Raw genomic sequence first — 16,301 nt, forward strand, 5'->3', positions numbered from 1 at the left:
TGTTGGATGTCTTGCGGGCCTTGTCTCGGCTGCGAAAGAAGGTGCTGGGATGGGTATGGCTCCGGGGACGTGACGCGACCGGGCATCAAAGGCCGGTGACGATCATTGTACGGGCAGGCCATGGCCTTCATACGCTGGGGTGTTGGTGGGATGCCGTTGGGGCTCTTGTGGGGATTGGCTGTAAATAAGATGTGTTGCAGGCCAAAACGATCGTTTCACAGATCGGTTGAAAAATCAAGCGGGAGAACAGGGAAAAAGGGTGAAAAAAGAGTGCCTTGCGCAAAAGGCTCGGAGGGCGTTGGCCTTCGAGCTTTTTGTTTTTAATCGAGGGCAGCGCATCGTCCTGCGTCCCGGATGATACGTCGTACCTGTAACAATTCAGCGTGCTGTTGCCTCCGGTGATTCTGTCGGGGGAACCCTCTAAAATAAATAGAACAAACAGGCTTTGATTAAGCCTCTTGAGGTGCCTCCGAAATAATTTCGATACGTTCTGTAAAGGTTTTTCAAGAAAGCGCCTCATCGGAGGTGATCTGAATAGCTACGGTTCGGTTATAATTTCCAAAAGCTGGTCACGGCTTTTTTGTCTAAGAAGTTGTCGCACCCGAAACGCTTGTCCATTTTCCGCATCATGGCGTGGGGCGGTCCGGTCATGCGGTGGTTGACCTTGCCTCTCAAACGATGGGACCAAAAATCGGTTTTGTTGAAGGGGGCAGCTGGTGATGCAGGTGGCGCAGTCGCTTTTGGCCTTTCCCCAGGCCAGAAGGCACTTTTTTGCGTCGATGGCCCATTTGGCTACCCCGGGATTGTTGCACTCGTTGTGAACGTCAAAGGATGGCTTCTTTTCCGTGGAAATGGCGTTGCCCGGGCAGGCGTCGGCGCAGCGCATGCAGGTTTCGCAGAAGTGGCGGACCCCAAAGCTCATCGGCTTGTCACAGGCCAGGTCAAGTTCGGTGAACACCTTGCCGATGCGCACCCGGGGACCGTACTCATAAGTGACGAGGAGGCCGTTTCTGGCCACCTCCCCAAGGCCTGCAGCTATGCCGTAGGGGACGCTCAAGGCAACGTCGTTTACAGCTGCAAAGGCCCTGTAGCCGATGTTGGTGATGAACCTGCGGAGGGATGCGCCTGTGATGGCCATCTGGGAGTACCCCTTACCCACGATGGCCCCGAAGTTTACTTCAAAGGCCATAACGATGACCGATTTGGGGGTAAAGGGCAGGTCCGGGGGCAGGCTTGTTCCTTTTTGTGGGTTGTAAAAGGACGCGTAGGTCCAGCGTTCATCGTAGGGGGTGATGCCCACCAGGTCGGCTCCCAGGAAGCGGGCCGTCTTTTTGATGTAGAGGGAGGCCTCTTCGGCGGATGAAAAATCGTAGGGGCTCGAGGAAACCTCGTTGTTTCGGACCTCGGCCACGATATCCGGGCTCGTGGTGGGCGCGCCGCCTGCGATGAGGGAGTCCATGTACCACCCGGCATCGGAGATGGCCTTGTCCATGACTCGCTGCCCCAGGTCTGCCGATGAGCTGCCCAGGAGCTCCAAGGCCTGGCGTCCTTCTGGGAAGGCTTCAGAGATCGCCTGGCAGAAGGCGGTGTCCTTCTGGTGAAATCGCTTGTAGGCCATTGCGTCGATGGTGACTGGAAGTTCGAGCCTCTCTTTTTTGTTGGCTCCCTTTTTTTGAGGCCTGCTATGGCATCGCATTTCACATCCTTTCGTCGTTTACGATCGCCGTTTTTTTTTGATCCTTTCCCTGAATCCATTGATCCCCCTAAATACGTCCAGTGATTGGGCCCGGCTTTGGCATGGCGTGTGACGTAGTCGTTTTCTCGGGACGGTGTGTTTCTGCTTCGGGTGCACGGTCCAGATGGGCGTGGGATGCTACAAAGTAACCATAAAACAGCATAAAGCGTGCCGGGGTGTTATGTGGTGTATTGGTGTGGGTAATTTGTTTATATCATGAATGATAAAGGGCGCGGTGAGATGTGGGGCTGTGGGGCAAAAAGTGTTTCGGGGATGATATGTCATCCCCGGGATTTTATTTCATCGGGGAACAGGGAGCGGGTTCTTGACCACGGGCCGTGGAACTCGGCCTGGGGATGCCCAGTTTGTTGATCTTGGACATCAGGGTGCGGGGGTTGAGCTTCATGATTGCAGCAGCCCCGTCCGGTCCGAACACCTTGCCGCCTGTGGTGGCCAGGATCGATGCGATGTACCGGCGTTCATTCTCTTCAAAGGAGAGGGGCGCGTCCGGGGCGTCGACGGTGGGGACCGAGGCAAAGGAGATGCAGGCCGGATCCAGGCTGTCGTCGGTGCTGAGGATGCAGGCCCGCTCCACAACGTTCTGGAGTTCCCGAACGTTGCCCGGCCAGTGGTAGGCCTTGAGAATGTCGGTGAATGTTTTGGGCACTGCTTTGTGTTTTCTGTTGAGGGTGGTACAGAAGTTTTCCGTGAAAAAACGGGTAAGAAGGGGGATGTCCTCTTTGCGCTCCCTTAAGGGCGGGGTGGGGATGGGAAAGATGCTGAGGCGGAAATAGAGATCGGACCGGAACCTGCCCGTGCGTACAAGGCTCGGAAGGTCGCGGTTGGTGGCTGCGATGACCCGCACGTCCACCTTGAGGGTGTCGGTGCCGCCAAGCCTTTCGAATTCGCCTTCCTGAAGCACCCGCAGGAGCTTGGCCTGGATCTCCAGGGACATCTCACCGATTTCGTCCAGAAAAATCGTCCCTCCGTGGGCCAGCTCGAACCGGCCGGGCTTTTTCGAGTGGGCCCCGGTAAAGGCTCCGCGTTCGTGGCCGAAGAGTTCCCCTTCCACAAGCTGGGCGGGCAACGTGGCGCAGTTTACCTTGACGAGCTTTTTTGCGGCCCTGCCGCTCAACTCATGGATCTTGCGGGCCACCAGCTCCTTGCCCGTGCCGGTCTCCCCGGAGATGAGGACCGTGGTGGGGGTGGGGGCCACGCTGCAGATGAGCCGGAAGAGCTCTCCGGTGGCCCGGCTCTGGCCGATGAAATCCCGGAAGACCTCCCGGGGTTTTTCAGAAGGGAGTTCTGCGTCGGCCTCGGTGCCATGGGAGGGGTATCTCTCCTGAAAGGCCCGAAGCATCTCCGCAAGGCGCACGGTCTCGGACAGGTCCGTGAAAAAGGCGCACCCGAAGTCTCCGTGGTCTTCATTCGCTCCGTAGACCAGGACTTTTACGGGGATCACCTTGCCGTGCTTGGTAAACAGGTTGTGCAACGTCCCTGCCCCTGGATCGTCTCCGTAGTAGGAGCCCCTCTCCTTCTGGGTGTCCAGGACGACAAATTTGTAGAGATAATTCCCCTCCAGCTCCTCCGGGGCATATTCCAGCTTGCGGGCGGCGTATCGGTTGACGCGGATGATCTTGCCGTCGGCATCGTGCCAGACGATGCCCACCGGGGCATGGTCAAAGGAGAAGAGGGTTCGTTGGTCTTCTATGGTGCTGTCGGTCATGTGCTGCGATTCCATTGCGGTGCCGTGTTAGGGCTATGCCCTAAAATAATAATACATAACGATACACCGCCTCAAATTCGTTATGTGTCGATGCAACGATCAAAAAATCATGCTGAGGACTTATGGGATGATTCCGTCATGTGTCATTTATTCTTGGCATGGACCTTACTCTGATTCTTTGAATTCCAGGATGTCGCCGGGCTGGCACGACAGGTGCTCGCAGATGGCATCCAGGGTGGAGAGGCGAATGGCCTTGGCCTTGCCGGTTTTTAAAATGGACAGGTTCTGTTCGGTGATGCCGATGGCCTTGGCCAGCTGCACGGACTTCATTTTGCGCCTGGCCAGCATCACGTCTAAATTCACGATAATGGGCATGATCTCTCCGGTTGGGTTTGTTTATATCACATGGGGTCGGCCTTGCCGCCGCAGGGGTGACCCGAATCCTTATACCGTGAATTGGCTCTCTTCGCTAAGGGCTCTTCCTTCATCCATGACCCAGGCAATGAAAAAGACGATACCTGCCAATACCAGGGAGGTGAGCTCCGGCGAGCTGAACCCCACGCTGATGACCCGCTCTCCGGGCGGGTTGCCCATGGTGAAGATCACGCTCTTGGCCGACTCATAGAGGATGGAAAAGACCACCCAGAGCACCAGGGCCTTGGCCGTGCTTCGAAACAGCCGCACGTGTTCAAAGGAGAAGATCTCTCCTTTGTTATAATAGGCAAACAGCTTGCGGAGGTTCATGAGCCCGTAGGTCAGGGCCGAAAGGGGAAGGAGGCTGCAGAGAAGGCCCAGGGCCCGAAGGGAGGCGGGCAGGTGATTGGGGATCAGCGGGGTGGCCGTGGTGTTGACGTTGATGATCTCGTTGGGCAGCTGGTTGATGAAGATCCAGTACAGAAGATAATACAAGGGGATGGCCGCCATGAAAAAGGTGATGAGAAGGTGAAACCGCTTACTGTGTTTTTTGATTTTTGACAGGTTGTCCACAACAGGCCTCCTTGGCACGGGTTGTCGATTAATCTCTATGGCGTTCTTATACATCAATCATTTATTATCGAAAAACGATAAGTAACGGTAGCGCATGGTCTCTATGAGTGTCAATCATTTATTATCGAATTTCGATAATAGAAGGGCAAAGGATAAAATCAGGGTGAGGAAGAACGGCATGCGGTGGATGGATTATACGGAACGGGGAACAACCGAAAACGATGAGTCACTATTCAGCTTATGCCTCCGGCGGCCCTGCCGGGGGCTAAACTGTTGCCTGATTTTATAAAGGCGGGTTTAACAAACAGGTTTTAAGAAATTTTTTTGAGTGAATTTTTACTTTAAAGGCAGGTGTGATTTGACCCGAGGAACGAGGGGCAAAACACATCTGCTCTCTGCTTTCAAGGTGGCACACCTTGCCGCCGGAGGCTGTTTTTTTTGAGCTGAATGGTTACAACGATGAAAGGTATTTTATTGAAGAGGCCGGTCGTTTTCTTATGACATATCCGGGTTGGGGAGGGTGGTCCCCCACTCCTTGAGGGCCAGGATGATGGGTTTGACAGGTTCGGCCATGGGCGTGAGGCTGTACTCCACCTTGGGCGGGACCACTTTGTAGACCTCCCGGTGGATGAGGCCGTCGTTTTCGAGCTCCCGGAGCTGCTTGGTGAGCATGCGCTGGGTCACCGAGGGCATCTGTTTTCTCAACTCGCCGAAGCGTTTTTTTCCCGTCATCAGGTGGTAGAGGATGATGCCTTTCCACTTCCCGCCGATGATGCCGAGGGCCTGTTCTACGGGGCAGTTGGATGCTCTGTCGGCCATGATGCATGCCTCCATGGTATACAAATTGATACTATAGTACAAAATTGTACCTACTTGACCAAAAGGTACTTTGTCCTTAGGTTGGTTGTCAACACACAAACGACATCTACACGGAGGACGATTTCATGAAAAAACAAGAGATTCTCGACGCCTTTATGTTCCGGCACGCCTGCAAGGAATTCGACGCGACGAAAAAGATATCCGAAGAGGACTTTTCCTTTATCCTGGAGACAGGGCGCCTCTCCCCCAGCTCCTTCGGGCTCGAACCCTGGCACTTTCTGGTGATCCAGAACCAGGCCCTGCGGGAGACCCTGGTGAAGGTGGCCTGGGGCGGACAGAAGCAGTTCCCCACGGCCAGCCACCTGGTGTTTATCCTGGCCCGGAAGAGCCACTTCATGCGGTACGACAGCGAGTACGTCACCGGGTTCATGGAGAACGTTCAGAAGTTGCCACCGGAGATCGTGGAGATGCGCAAAGGGTTTTACGAGGCCTTTCAGTCCACGGATTTTAACCTGCTGGAGAGCGAGCGGGCCATGACAGACTGGGCCACCCGGCAGACCTATATCCCCCTTGCAAACATGATGACCGCTGCAGCGGTCATCGGGGTGGACAGCTGCCCCATGGAAGGCTTTGACCGGGAGAAGATGGACGCCCTGCTTGCCGCAGAGCTGGGCATGGACAGGGACAAGTTTACGCTGGCCTGCGCCGTGGGTTTCGGGTATCGCAAGGAGGCCCCCATGGCAAAGACGCGCCAGGAGTTGGAGGCGGTCACCACCTGGTACGAATAGCCGCAGCCGGGCACCTGATCACGCTGGTAATGATCAGGTACCCGGAATCCCTTTTTTACCCTTTGATGTAGAGGATAAAGTTCTTGATTTTCTTCAGATGGGGGAGCACCACGATGACCACGATGGCGATGAAGATGTACTGGATAACCTGAAAGCGGTCATTTAAAAAATCGAAACCGTAGAACCAGATTCCGATGGCGGTGAGGGTACCCAGGAGGGTGGCGGACAAATTGCGTACCAGGCCCAGCCGCAGCATGTACCCGATGATGGATCCCATGACCGGGCCGGTGACGGGCAGGGGGGCCATGACAAAGAGGAAGATGCCGATCCAGCCGTAGGGCTCGATCTTGTCTTTGTGCTGCAGGGCCTTTTCGGTGAGGCGATCCATGGCGTTCATGATCCACGGGACCCTCAGGTAGCTCTTGGTGCTGAGAACGAATCCTGCGTAGGTGAAGCAGACGATGAGCACCTCAATGTAAAAGTTGTAGCCGATGGACAGGGCGGGCCCCATTCCCGCAAAGATGCAGAGTCCCACACCGGCTGCCCGTCCCCCGAAGGTGTGGGCGCCGAACACGAGGATCAGGGTCTCGGCTTGCTTGTAGTCTGTGAAGGCGCAGTATCCAAGGTACCCCAAGAGCAGGACGGCCAATAAAACGCCTAGAAGCAGGATCTTGAATTCAACGGAGTTTATTAGGGTATGTTTCATGGTGATTCTACACCGTAATATTAAGGTGGCGGATTCAGGCGTGTGACGGGTAACACACTGATAGGTAACTTTCAAAAGAACTATGAAGATGCTTTTACCACACCGGCCGTCCTTTACCAAGGGATAACCACCCTTGCCCGAGGGTGTTACCTTCGGGCTCCGGGTAGAGACGCACAAAGGCCCGCATCCATCGATGATGAATGCGGGCCTTTTTTGTTTTACGTGTCATGATACCGCTCTACTTGAGCAGCTCCACAAAGGCTTCCACGCGGGTCTTGAGTTGTCCCATGTCCTCCTGGCTGTAGTCGGTCTCAATGCGCAGGGTGGGAAGACCTGTCTCTTCCAGCTCTTTTTCCAGGGGAATGGCCTCCATGGCGTAGGGCTGGCAGAAGTTTAAGGTGTACTGGATCACGCCGTCGGCCTTGGATTTTTCGGCCAGCTCTTTGATGTGGCCGGATCGCTCGGTGTTGGGGGTGAAGATGGCGCAGTCGATGGCGAGGTAGCGGTCCACCAGGGCGTCCATGAGGCCGTCCAGGTCGTCTGCGGAGTCGTCGGTGAGGTTGCGGCAGCCGCGCTCGCCCACGCAGGACTCTTCGGCCACGATGACCGCCCCGGAGGTCTCGATGACGGCGGGGAGCTTCCAGTTGGGCACGGCCATGGGGCAGCCCGACACAAGGATGCGGGGGGTGCCGTCGGCAACCACGGTTGTTTTCTCTGCAATGCGCGTTTCCAGCTCGTCGCACAGGGCGTTGACCGCATCGGTGAAGCGGACCGGGTCGTCGTAGAAGAAGACCTGGTTGGCGATGAGGGCGTCCAGGCCGGAGATGGGCAGCACCGGATTGTGCCGCAGGGCGGCCAGACGGGCCATGGCCTTGCGCTTGTTGTTGACGATGGCGATGCCTTTTTTCAGGGCGGCCACGTCAATGGTGTTGCCGGTGAGGGCCTCCACCGCCTCTTTGTAGCGGATGAATTCCGCTTTTAACAGAGCCCGGCCCTCGTCTGATTTTACCTGGGGCAGGTCCATGACGTAGAGGTTGTCGGCCAGGGTCCCAAGGTTCTCGTACGCTTTTTTCTTGCCGTCGCAGGTGTTTTCCCCCACCACCAGGTCCGAACACTCCAGATAGGGGCAGACCTTGGCCAGCTTGAAGCCCAGGGAGGATTTGATGAGGGCGCAGGTGTTTCGGGGAAGATATTTTTCCACCTCGTCCATGGCAAAATCGGCGCCGGAGCAGAGCCCCACCTGGATGGCCTCAGCCGCCAGGGAGATCTCTTCGGGCACGAAGACGCAGTAGCAGCCGATGACTTTTCGGCCTGCGGCCTGTGCATCCACCAGCTCCTGAATTCGCTGGCCGTGGACCTCGCTCATGACAAAGTCAAAGTACCCCATTCCTTCGGGGCGGTTTTCCTGGGCAAGGTAGATGTCGCCGTAAGCCTGGCCCAGCACGCTGAGCAGGGCATCGTGGGCCTCGATGTCAAGGCCGAGGTTTTTCCACATGGGGGTGTGATCGGTGGTCATGGAAGCTCCTTTGGGTTGGGTGTTCATGTTTTGTCAATATTAGGTGAAAAAAGCAGGCCTCCAGGGGCGCGAATGCACCCGTAGGCAATGGGGGCCTTGCTGTTTTATGCGGGTAGGGTCTACAGGGCCTGCCCCCCCGGAGGCGCGAATGCTTCCGGAAACATCTGTCTGATGCTGTTCGAATGACGACATCGTTTCTCCGGCCCTCAGCAAATGCCATTGCGATTTGCCCTGAGGAACGAAGGGCGAAGCGCAATGGCAGCCTGCTTTCGAGGTGGCACACCTCGCCGCCGGAGGCATGCTTTTGTTTTTTTACCCTGTCAGATCATCTCCAGAAACGCTTCCACGCGGATCCTTATCTGCTCGGTGTCCGACGGGGAGTAGCCGGTGTTGACGTGGAGGACGGGGGTGTCGCATTCGTTTTCCAGGGTTTCTGCCACGGTGGTGTGTTCCACGGTGTAGGGGTGGCAGTTCTGGAGAGTGGCGTCCACCACGGCGTCTGCGCGGAATTGAGTGACCAGGTCTTTGAGCAGGTCCAGGCGCCTGGTGTTGGGGCTCATGCAGGCGCAGGGCGTGCCCAGGTAGTGGTCGGCCAGGGCGTTGACCATGTTGGTTTCTTTGGTGACGGGGCGGAAGATGCTTTTAAGGCCGCCGCAGTGTTCCTGGGCCACCACGAGCCCTCCGAGCTCTTCCACGAGTTTCAGGACCTTGTCCGATCCGCTTCCCATGGGGCAGCCGGTGACCAGCACCCGTGGTTTTTTCTTGCCCCGGGACTCCTCCGGGGCGTTGGCCAGGATGGTTTGAAGGAGGTCGTTCAGCATGGCGTTGTAAGCCGGAAGGTCCACGGCCACGTTGCGGGACTCCATGAGCATGAGCATCTCTCGGCCCGTTAAGGGCGGCACGGGCCCTGCCATGAGTTCGGAGATGGCCATAAGGGCCTCGTTTCGGGTGTTGAGAAGGTCCGCCTGCTCGGCCAGGGCCTCGTCGGTGATGACGCGTCCTGTGTGGTCTTCGATGAAGGCCTTCAGCCGCTGGACTTCGCTGCGCCAGAACTCTTTGGCCGGGGCGCTGTCCGCTGCGTAGGGCAGCTGCATCACGTGGACGGGTTTAAGGGACGCCATGCGTTCAAACATCTTCTTTTTGCCGTCGCAGGTGGTCTCCCCGATGATGACGTCGGCGGCCGCAAAGTAGGGGCAGGTGCCGGAGAGGGCAAAGCCGTAGCTGGACTTGATGAGGGGGCAAAGGGCTGCGGGAAGCTCGGTTTCAGCCACGGCAATGGGCTTTTCGTCCTTGCCGCAGAGGCTCACCGGGATCATGCCCGCGGCCCGGACCAGCTCTTCCGGGGCAAAGGCGCAGTAGATCCCAGCCACCTTGATGCCGTTTTCCGGGGCTTCGGCCAGGTGGCGCTGGCAGTGTTCGGACAGGAGGGTAAAGGGTTTCAGGGCCGCTTTGATGGCCGGATGGGTGGTACGGGTCATGACTGTTTTCCTGAAGATGGGGTGAGAAGGGCGTGGACGGAGACCGCGCCCATGATAACGACGCCGTAGACCATGCGGGTCCACAGGCCGGAGAGGCCGATGCTGATGATGCCTGCCTCGATCATGCCAATGATGATGGCTCCCATGAGGGTGCCGTAGATGGTGCCGGTGCCGCCGAAGACCGAGGTGCCTCCCACGAAGACGGCGGCGAAGACGAGGAGCATGTAGCCCTCGCCCTGGGTGGGCCACCAGCTGGCCATCTCCATGCAGACCATGGCGCCGGAGAGCCCGGTGACCATGCCCATGAGCACAAAAACGCCGGTGCGGACCTTTGCCGTGGGGATGCCCATCATGCGGGCGGCTTCGGGGTTGTCTCCGCAGAAGCGCAGGTGGTCTCCTGCCACGTGGCGGTTCAAGACCAGCCAGAAGAGGCCGGTGAGCCCGGCAAACCAGACCGCCTGGGCGGGCAGGAATTCAAACCAGCGGCCCACCATGAGGTGGTGAAGGGCGGTTTCCCTGATCTCGGGCATGTTCACGGCCAGGCCCCCTGCCAGGAGCACGGTGGCCCCGCGCCAGAAGAACTGGGTGCCGATGGTGGCGATGATGGCGGGAACGCCGAAACCCACCACCAGCAGGCTGTTGAGACATCCGGCAAGGGCGCCCACGGCAACGGCCGCCATGAGCCCTGCCGCCGGGCTGCCGGTGATGGCAAAGACCTTGGCAAAGGCAAACCCGCAGGCTGCCATCACCGCCGGAAAGGAGAGGTCCATCTCACCCGTGATGATGACCAGGGTCATGGCAAGGGCGATCATGCCTGCAAAGGGGATGGTGGAGAGGTAGGCGATATAGATCCTGCCGTGGAGAAAGGTGTGGGGGGCAAGGGCCATGAAGCCTGCCAGCAGCACCGCAAAGATCAGGGTAATGGCCCCTTGCACGGGGTTGTTGCGCAGAAAAGAGGGGATTGCGTTCATATCAGGACCATTTCATCAGGGTTGCCATGAGGGATTCCGGGGTTTCATCGGCCTTGCGGGCTTCGTGCACCACCCGGCCGCGCTGGAGAAAGAGGAACCGGTCCACCACGTCATGGACGTGGTGGAGGTTGTGGGAGACAAAGATCCCTGATTTCCCCTCGGTCTTGAGGGCTTTTGCAAAGCCCAGGACCTTGTCCACCTCTTTGACGGCAAGGGCCGTGGTGGGTTCATCCAGGATCACCACCCGGGCGTTGAAATACATGGCCCGCCCGATGGCAAGGCCCTGGCGCTCCCCGCCGGAGAGCACCGAGACCGGGGCGTCGGCAGAGAGCCCCGCCCCTTTGAGGCCGATGATCTTTGTCAGGACCTTCATGGCTTCTTTTTTTTCATGGGCCACCCGGATCATGCCCAAAGGGTTGGTGCGGTGGCGCCCCATGAAAAAGTTTCGCCAGATGGGCTGGGACTCCCCCAGGGATTTGTCCTGAAAGACCGTCTCGATGCCCATGTCCCTGGCGGTTTTTACGGTGTGCCTGCCCGGGTCCACGGCGGCCCCGCCGATGCGCATGGTGCCCTTGTCAAAGGTCTCCACGCCGGAAAGAATTTTGATGAGGGTGGATTTCCCTGCGCCGTTGTCCCCGATGAGGCCGATGATTTCGTTGTCATGCAGGGTCAGGTCCACGCCGTTTAGTGCGTCCACGTGGCCGTAGGACTTGGTGATGCCGGACAGTTCGATAAGGGGCGCCATGGGACTTTTACCTGAGTCCTTTTTTCGCCAGGGGCGCGATGAGGGAGAGGTTGTCCGCTCCGATGAAGCCGCCGCCGGTGTCGATGTTAAGGCCGGAGAACCCGTACTTTTCGGTGAGGGCGATCTGGAGCACGGAGAAGTAGCCCAAAAGGAAAGGCTGGGCATCTCCGATGAGGTCCACAAAGCCGTTCTGGATGGCTGTTGCCGTGGCAGGGGAGAGGGAGAACCCGGCCACGTTGATCTCGTCGGGTTTGACGGCTGCGGCCCTCAGGAAATTTTCCATCTGGGCGGTGAGGGCGCCGTGGTCGATGACCATGAGCTTGCAGTCCGGGTGGGAGGCCAGGTAGCCGGTGACCACCGGGGTGCCAAGGGACGGATCTTTGTCGATCTCCGGGGAGATCTCCAGGTAGTCCACGGTGACGCCTGCATCTTCAAGGACTTCTAAGATTCCCACGGCACGGCGGCCACGGGTGGGCAGGCGCTTGAGGCCCCAGACAAAGGCCCGATCTCCTTTTTTGAGGCCGAAGCGCTGGAGGCACTCGGTAGCCATGCTCTTGCCCTGGGTGTAGTTGTCCGGGCCGATGAACCCGAACCCTTCGGCCTGGTATTTGCCTTGGGTTTTGGGAAGCGGGGTATCCACGGTGGTGACGAGGATGCCGCTTTTCCGTGCCTCGTCAATGAGGGGGGCAAAGGCCGAATCACCGGGAAGACCCATGACAACGATGCCCGTTGGCTTTTCGGCCAGGGCCTTTTTGAAGTTTTCGATCATCTTTTCCGGGCTCCAGTCCGAGTAGACGAAGCTGATGCGTGCGCCGATGTCGCTGGCCGCGGCCTTGGCACCGTTATAGACCACGGTGTTGTACGTGCCGCCCACGGGGCCGCCGGTGTCGAACCAGATGTGCATGCCGTTGCCGGTTTTCGGCATGTTTGTGGCCGAAGCCACAGGAACGGCGGTGAAAAGGAGCAGGGCAAGGGTCAGGAGTCGCTTGATCATGTCGTGTTTCCTTATTTTTTATGTGTGTGTGGGCGGGAGCCCGCGTTACTGCCTGTTGTCTGCGAGAAGCGCTGCGCCAAAGGCAACAACGGTCTGGGGAGAGTCCGGGACCACCACCTCGGTGTTCAGGGTGTCGGACAGCAGGGCACGGATGCAGGGGTTTTTGGCCACGCCCCCCACAAAGCACAAGGGGCCGTCCAGGCCCACGCGGCGGATCATGGAGGCGGCGCGCCTGACCACGGAGTCGTGGAGGCCCCGGGCGATGTGCACGGGTTTTTCGCCTTTTGCCAAAAGGGAGGTGACCTCGGATTCGGCGAAGACCGTGCACATGCTGCTTACTTCCACGGTCTTTTCGGCTGAAAGGGCCGCGTCCCCGAAGGTTGCCGGGGAAAAACCCAGGTTATCGGACATGATCTCCAGGAATTTGCCGGTGCCTGCGGCGCAGCGGTCGTTCATTTCGAACTTGACCACACGGCCGTTTTTTCCCACCCGGATGACCTTTACGTCCTGGCCGCCGATGTCGAGGATGGTGGAGACTTCGGGGTAGAGGTGAAAGGTCCCGGCGGCGCAGGCCTTGATTTCGGTGACGGTGTCGGCTTCCATCTGCTGCTCGAAGAGGGTGCGGCCGTAGCCGGTGGCCGTGAGCCGGTGCGGGGTCTTGCCGCTTGTGGAGAGGATCTCCCGGGCACGGGTCATGGGCTGGAACCCGGTGTCTGTGGTGGCTGTGTGGGTGAGGGTGCCGTTTTCCAAAAGGACCAGTTTAATGGTACGGGAGCCGATGTCGATGCCTGCAGAGATCATGGGGCCATCCTGTGTCTGTCAAAAAAAACATGTCGCCTGTCCGTTTAAAGGGCAGGTTTTGTGTGCGATGGATTGCGATGGGTTTGTTTTGTATGTGCAGGAAAGACGGGCGTCAAAGAGATAATATTGATGGGGATAGGTAGATGCTATCGAGATGATCTATTGCAAGGCCCGGGTGGGGGTGGTGCTTTACGCTGCGGCGTGGATGATGCGGTTTCGGCCCTTGGCCTTGGCCCGGTAGAGCTGCATGTCCGCGTCGCGGATAAGGCAGGAGAGGTCTGTGTGATCCGGGTGCAGTTCAGCGGCCCCTATACTGATGGTGACGGAAAGCTCTCCCTGGTCTGTGTGAAAGGGGGTATTGCAGACGGTGGTGCGGATGCGTTCGGCCGCAATGAGGGCCTGGCGCAGGGTACACTGGGGCAGAAACACGATGAACTCTTCTCCGCCGAGCCTGCCGAAGGAGTCCACTTCCCGCAGGGCGTGCTTGCATCGGGAGGCCACCCCGGCCAGGATTCGGTCGCCGGTGTGGTGGCCGAAGGTGTCGTTGAACCGCTTGAAATGGTCGATGTCCACCATGAGAACGGAGCCGGGTGTGTGGAACCGCCTGGCGGACTTGAAGAAGAACTGTCCCATCTCAAGGACCTTTCTCCGGCTGAATACCTGGGTGAGCTCGTCGATCTCCACCAGGTTTCTCAGCTCGGTGAGGGCTGAAAATTCCCGCCGCTTGGCTTTCTCCATGTGGATGAAAAAATAGATGCCGCAGCAGTTGGCCAGGCAAAAGGAGAGGATGGTGGTGGACATGGAGGTAAAGGGCAGGGACGTGAAGAAGAGCATGGCCGCGATATACAGCACCGAGCCGCCCAGGCAGCCGATGAGGGGTGCGATGAGGCGCGGGGGGAAAAAGAGATAGCAGATGAGCACGACAAAGGAGGTGGCGGAGATGGTCATGGTGCTCGTGATGGGCGCCTTGAGGATGAGTTCGATGATTTCCGTGCCCATGACCACAGACATGTACGCGCAGACCGTTGCTGTGTGCCGCACGATATCTTTTTTATTGAGGTAGAGCTGATAAAAGGCGGTGAAGCCAGCCATGGCGGCAAGGGCCCTGCCTGCCAGCAGGATGTTGAGTTCGGGGCCGACCCCGAGTTCACAAAAATCGGCGAACCCGGCAAGGAGGTAGATGACGGCGGTGACGGCGTACACAAACTGCATTTTGTGCCGGATGCGGGGCCACTGCTCGTCCCTGAAGTGCTTCTCTTTTTCAGGGTCCTGAAATTCACCCATCCAATTGAACTGTGCCATAACTCACTCTCATTCATCAATGCGGAACGCCCTTATACCCGAACGGGGTCACCAAGGGTGGGATAAACCGCTGAGCTCAGACTCAGGACACTGGAAAAGAACGCGGCACAGGGGAACAGCCCCTGCCGGGGACCGGCCGTGGGGTCAACGGGGGGTGCTGATTCGGTCAGTGTTTATGGTCCAGACTCATATTTGCTTATATATCAGTATCGGATTGTTCCGTGCTCATTATCAGTTTTCAGTCAAAATTTAAAGGGCATTATGTCTGTCGGCTGGTTCCGGTGAGTCTTCCGAAAGGGGGGAAAGACAGATTCACCGTGGCTATGGGGCACGTTCCGTGGGCTAACCTGTTTTTGATTGACAGGCATCGACCCACGGGGATATTAGAATGAATGTTCGTTTTAATTGTCAGAAATCAAAGGAGCCCCTGTTGATGCTTACCTTGATAAATAATCAGGACCTGTCCCGGCTGAATCGGCAAGAGCAGATTCTGGTCACCTCGCTGCGCCTGTTCACCGAGCGTGGCTATTTTAATACATCGATTCATGATATCCAGCGCGAATCGAAGGTCAGCATCGGATCAATCTATCATTATTTTAAAAATAAGGAAGGGATCGCCCGGGCGCTCTTTACCGGGCTTGTTGCCTCCATGGATGAGGGCATGGACCGGATCGACAGCCAGTATGCCTCGGCCCATGACCGCTGTCGGGCTGTTCTGGCCTGGCTTATGGAACTCACCCGGCGTTCACCTGCGGTGATGCAGTTCATTCTTTACGCCAGGCATCGGGAATTTCTGCCCGACGAAAAGCCCATCTGCTCGTCCGGCCCTTTTCTGAAGATGAAAGAGATGGTGAAGCGAGGGATGGATGAGGGGGAGATACGAAGGATGGATGTGACCGTTGCTTCTGCTGCTTTGTATGGAGGTGCCATCCGCATGATCCATCTGGCCTTGGACGGCGTGCTGGTGCGTCCGCTGGAATCCTACCTTGATGATGTCTGGTCGTGTGCGTGGCGCTCCGTTGCCATGGGGGGGGAGGGCGAAGGGAGATGGGGGGCGGAAAAGGCCCCCGCGTAACCCTTTGGCGCCCTTCAGCATGAGAGGACTGTGGGGCCCCTTTTTTTGTCTGTGGGTTAAAACGAATGTTCGTTCTAATGAATTAATTCAACATGCATATGGAGGTATATTCTTATGAAAACAATGAAAAAGTGCATCTTATCTGTCTGCGCCCTGGCCCTTTTTGCCTGTGCCGTGATTTCGCCCGCCCTTGCCGGGGGACCGGATGACCGTGATGCCCTCAAGGGGGTCACCAGTGGTAAAGCCTTCTTTGACGTCAACCTGGGTGATGCCCAAAGCATGCCCCTCTACCTTAAGGTCATCGGAATGACCCATCAGGGCTTGGTGGCTCAGGGCGTCACGCCCGAGTTTGTTGTGGCATTCCGTGGGCCCGCCGTTCAGTTTATCACCGGCAAAGCCCATGCTGCCGACGACAAGCAGGCCCTGTTGTATGGTCAGATTGCCGACAAGATCCGTGAGCTGAAGGCCATGGGGGTCTCTTTTGAGGCCTGCGCCATTGCCACCGATCTCTTCGGTGTGGACAACGGCACGGTTCTTCCTGAAGTCAAGGTTGTGGGCAATACGTTTATTTCCCTTATCGGGTACCAGGCCCAGGGATACGGGACTGTTCCTGTTATGTAGTCGCGGTTATAACTATTCAGCTCAAAAAACAGCCTCC

General features: G+C 57.7%; 16 protein-coding genes. 3 read left to right on the plus strand and 13 right to left on the minus strand.

Annotated features, from left to right (window positions below; all coding sequences use genetic code 11):
* Positions 1-538 precede the first annotated feature (538 nt).
* The 5 genes from MSL71_RS11260 to MSL71_RS11280 all read right to left on the minus strand — a co-directional run bounded on the left by MSL71_RS11260 (position 539) and on the right by MSL71_RS11280 (position 5,267).
* On the minus strand, positions 539-1,696 hold the full coding sequence (locus MSL71_RS11260; protein ID WP_180140287.1) for a 4Fe-4S dicluster domain-containing protein: 1,158 nt from the start codon (positions 1,694-1,696) through the stop codon (positions 539-541).
* 334 nt (positions 1,697-2,030) lie between these two features.
* On the minus strand, positions 2,031-3,461 hold the full coding sequence (locus MSL71_RS11265; RefSeq protein ID WP_180140288.1) for a sigma-54 interaction domain-containing protein: 1,431 nt from the start codon (positions 3,459-3,461) through the stop codon (positions 2,031-2,033).
* A 165-nt stretch (positions 3,462-3,626) separates the two neighbouring features.
* Positions 3,627-3,836: a helix-turn-helix domain-containing protein gene (locus tag MSL71_RS11270; protein WP_180140289.1), complete on the minus strand. Its 210-nt coding sequence runs from the start codon at positions 3,834-3,836 to the stop codon at positions 3,627-3,629.
* A gap of 69 nt (positions 3,837-3,905) precedes the next feature.
* The gene (locus MSL71_RS11275) at positions 3,906-4,448 is read right to left on the minus strand and encodes a DUF2975 domain-containing protein (RefSeq protein WP_180140291.1); all 543 of its coding nucleotides are present in this window, start codon (positions 4,446-4,448) and stop codon (positions 3,906-3,908) included.
* Between the two features lie 495 nt (positions 4,449-4,943).
* Complete coding sequence (locus MSL71_RS11280) at positions 4,944-5,267, minus strand: winged helix-turn-helix transcriptional regulator (protein ID WP_180140293.1); 324 nt, start codon at positions 5,265-5,267, stop codon at positions 4,944-4,946.
* 125 nt (positions 5,268-5,392) lie between these two features.
* Here MSL71_RS11280 and MSL71_RS11285 point away from each other — a divergent pair, with 125 nt between their 5' ends.
* Positions 5,393-6,055: an NAD(P)H-dependent oxidoreductase gene (locus MSL71_RS11285; protein WP_180140295.1), complete on the plus strand. Its 663-nt coding sequence runs from the start codon at positions 5,393-5,395 to the stop codon at positions 6,053-6,055.
* A 55-nt stretch (positions 6,056-6,110) separates the two neighbouring features.
* Here MSL71_RS11285 and MSL71_RS11290 read toward each other — a convergent pair whose 3' ends face one another.
* The 8 genes from MSL71_RS11290 to MSL71_RS11325 form a co-directional block, all read right to left on the minus strand.
* Positions 6,111-6,761 (minus strand): small multi-drug export protein, encoded by a 651-nt coding sequence (locus MSL71_RS11290; protein ID WP_180140297.1) that lies wholly within the window; start codon positions 6,759-6,761, stop codon positions 6,111-6,113.
* 238 nt (positions 6,762-6,999) lie between these two features.
* The gene (locus tag MSL71_RS11295) at positions 7,000-8,277 is read right to left on the minus strand and encodes a double-cubane-cluster-containing anaerobic reductase (protein ID WP_180140299.1); all 1,278 of its coding nucleotides are present in this window, start codon (positions 8,275-8,277) and stop codon (positions 7,000-7,002) included.
* 320 nt (positions 8,278-8,597) lie between these two features.
* Positions 8,598-9,755 (minus strand): double-cubane-cluster-containing anaerobic reductase, encoded by a 1,158-nt coding sequence (locus MSL71_RS11300; RefSeq protein WP_180140302.1) that lies wholly within the window; start codon positions 9,753-9,755, stop codon positions 8,598-8,600.
* A complete protein-coding gene (locus MSL71_RS11305; RefSeq protein ID WP_180140304.1) occupies positions 9,752-10,726 on the minus strand; it encodes an ABC transporter permease in 975 nt (324 codons plus the stop codon). Before MSL71_RS11305 ends, MSL71_RS11300 begins: the two co-directional genes overlap by 4 nt.
* A gap of 1 nt (position 10,727) precedes the next feature.
* Complete coding sequence (locus MSL71_RS11310) at positions 10,728-11,471, minus strand: ATP-binding cassette domain-containing protein (RefSeq protein WP_180140305.1); 744 nt, start codon at positions 11,469-11,471, stop codon at positions 10,728-10,730.
* Positions 11,472-11,478: 7 nt separating this feature from the next.
* The gene (locus tag MSL71_RS11315; protein ID WP_180140306.1) at positions 11,479-12,465 is read right to left on the minus strand and encodes a sugar ABC transporter substrate-binding protein; all 987 of its coding nucleotides are present in this window, start codon (positions 12,463-12,465) and stop codon (positions 11,479-11,481) included.
* Between the two features lie 45 nt (positions 12,466-12,510).
* Positions 12,511-13,266 carry an acyl-CoA dehydratase activase gene (locus tag MSL71_RS11320; RefSeq protein WP_180140309.1) on the minus strand — a complete coding sequence of 252 codons (756 nt, stop codon included), beginning with the start codon at positions 13,264-13,266 and terminating at the stop codon, positions 12,511-12,513.
* A gap of 189 nt (positions 13,267-13,455) precedes the next feature.
* Positions 13,456-14,568, minus strand: a complete 1,113-nt coding sequence (locus tag MSL71_RS11325) for a GGDEF domain-containing protein (protein WP_180140311.1) — start codon at positions 14,566-14,568, stop codon at positions 13,456-13,458.
* A gap of 433 nt (positions 14,569-15,001) precedes the next feature.
* Here MSL71_RS11325 and MSL71_RS11330 point away from each other — a divergent pair, with 433 nt between their 5' ends.
* Together MSL71_RS11330 and MSL71_RS11335 are read left to right on the plus strand one after the other, a co-directional pair.
* Complete coding sequence (locus MSL71_RS11330; protein ID WP_246317769.1) at positions 15,002-15,643, plus strand: TetR/AcrR family transcriptional regulator; 642 nt, start codon at positions 15,002-15,004, stop codon at positions 15,641-15,643.
* Positions 15,644-15,757: 114 nt separating this feature from the next.
* Entirely contained in the window at positions 15,758-16,264 is a 507-nt protein-coding gene (locus MSL71_RS11335) for a DsrE family protein (RefSeq protein ID WP_180140315.1), read from the plus strand.
* Positions 16,265-16,301: the final 37 nt, after the last annotated feature.

It is taken from the genome of Desulfoluna butyratoxydans, assembly GCF_900699765.1.
Taxonomy (GTDB): Bacteria; Desulfobacterota; Desulfobacteria; order Desulfobacterales; family Desulfolunaceae; genus Desulfoluna; species Desulfoluna butyratoxydans.

Coding starts and splice junctions, on each gene's coding strand:
- MSL71_RS11290 (WP_180140297.1), bottom strand. CDS start 6,761: ATGAAACATACCCTAATAAACTCCGTTGAATTCAAGATCCTGCTTCTA.
- MSL71_RS11280 (WP_180140293.1), bottom strand. CDS start 5,267: ATGGCCGACAGAGCATCCAACTGCCCCGTAGAACAGGCCCTCGGCATC.
- MSL71_RS11305 (WP_180140304.1), bottom strand. CDS start 10,726: ATGAACGCAATCCCCTCTTTTCTGCGCAACAACCCCGTGCAAGGGGCC.
- MSL71_RS11315 (WP_180140306.1), bottom strand. CDS start 12,465: ATGATCAAGCGACTCCTGACCCTTGCCCTGCTCCTTTTCACCGCCGTT.
- MSL71_RS11265 (WP_180140288.1), bottom strand. CDS start 3,461: ATGACCGACAGCACCATAGAAGACCAACGAACCCTCTTCTCCTTTGAC.
- MSL71_RS11300 (WP_180140302.1), bottom strand. CDS start 9,755: ATGACCCGTACCACCCATCCGGCCATCAAAGCGGCCCTGAAACCCTTT.
- MSL71_RS11330 (WP_246317769.1), top strand. CDS start 15,002: ATGCTTACCTTGATAAATAATCAGGACCTGTCCCGGCTGAATCGGCAA.
- MSL71_RS11285 (WP_180140295.1), top strand. CDS start 5,393: ATGAAAAAACAAGAGATTCTCGACGCCTTTATGTTCCGGCACGCCTGC.
- MSL71_RS11335 (WP_180140315.1), top strand. CDS start 15,758: ATGAAAACAATGAAAAAGTGCATCTTATCTGTCTGCGCCCTGGCCCTT.
- MSL71_RS11320 (WP_180140309.1), bottom strand. CDS start 13,266: ATGATCTCTGCAGGCATCGACATCGGCTCCCGTACCATTAAACTGGTC.
- MSL71_RS11270 (WP_180140289.1), bottom strand. CDS start 3,836: ATGCCCATTATCGTGAATTTAGACGTGATGCTGGCCAGGCGCAAAATG.
- MSL71_RS11260 (WP_180140287.1), bottom strand. CDS start 1,696: ATGCGATGCCATAGCAGGCCTCAAAAAAAGGGAGCCAACAAAAAAGAG.
- MSL71_RS11325 (WP_180140311.1), bottom strand. CDS start 14,568: ATGGCACAGTTCAATTGGATGGGTGAATTTCAGGACCCTGAAAAAGAG.
- MSL71_RS11310 (WP_180140305.1), bottom strand. CDS start 11,471: ATGGCGCCCCTTATCGAACTGTCCGGCATCACCAAGTCCTACGGCCAC.
- MSL71_RS11295 (WP_180140299.1), bottom strand. CDS start 8,277: ATGACCACCGATCACACCCCCATGTGGAAAAACCTCGGCCTTGACATC.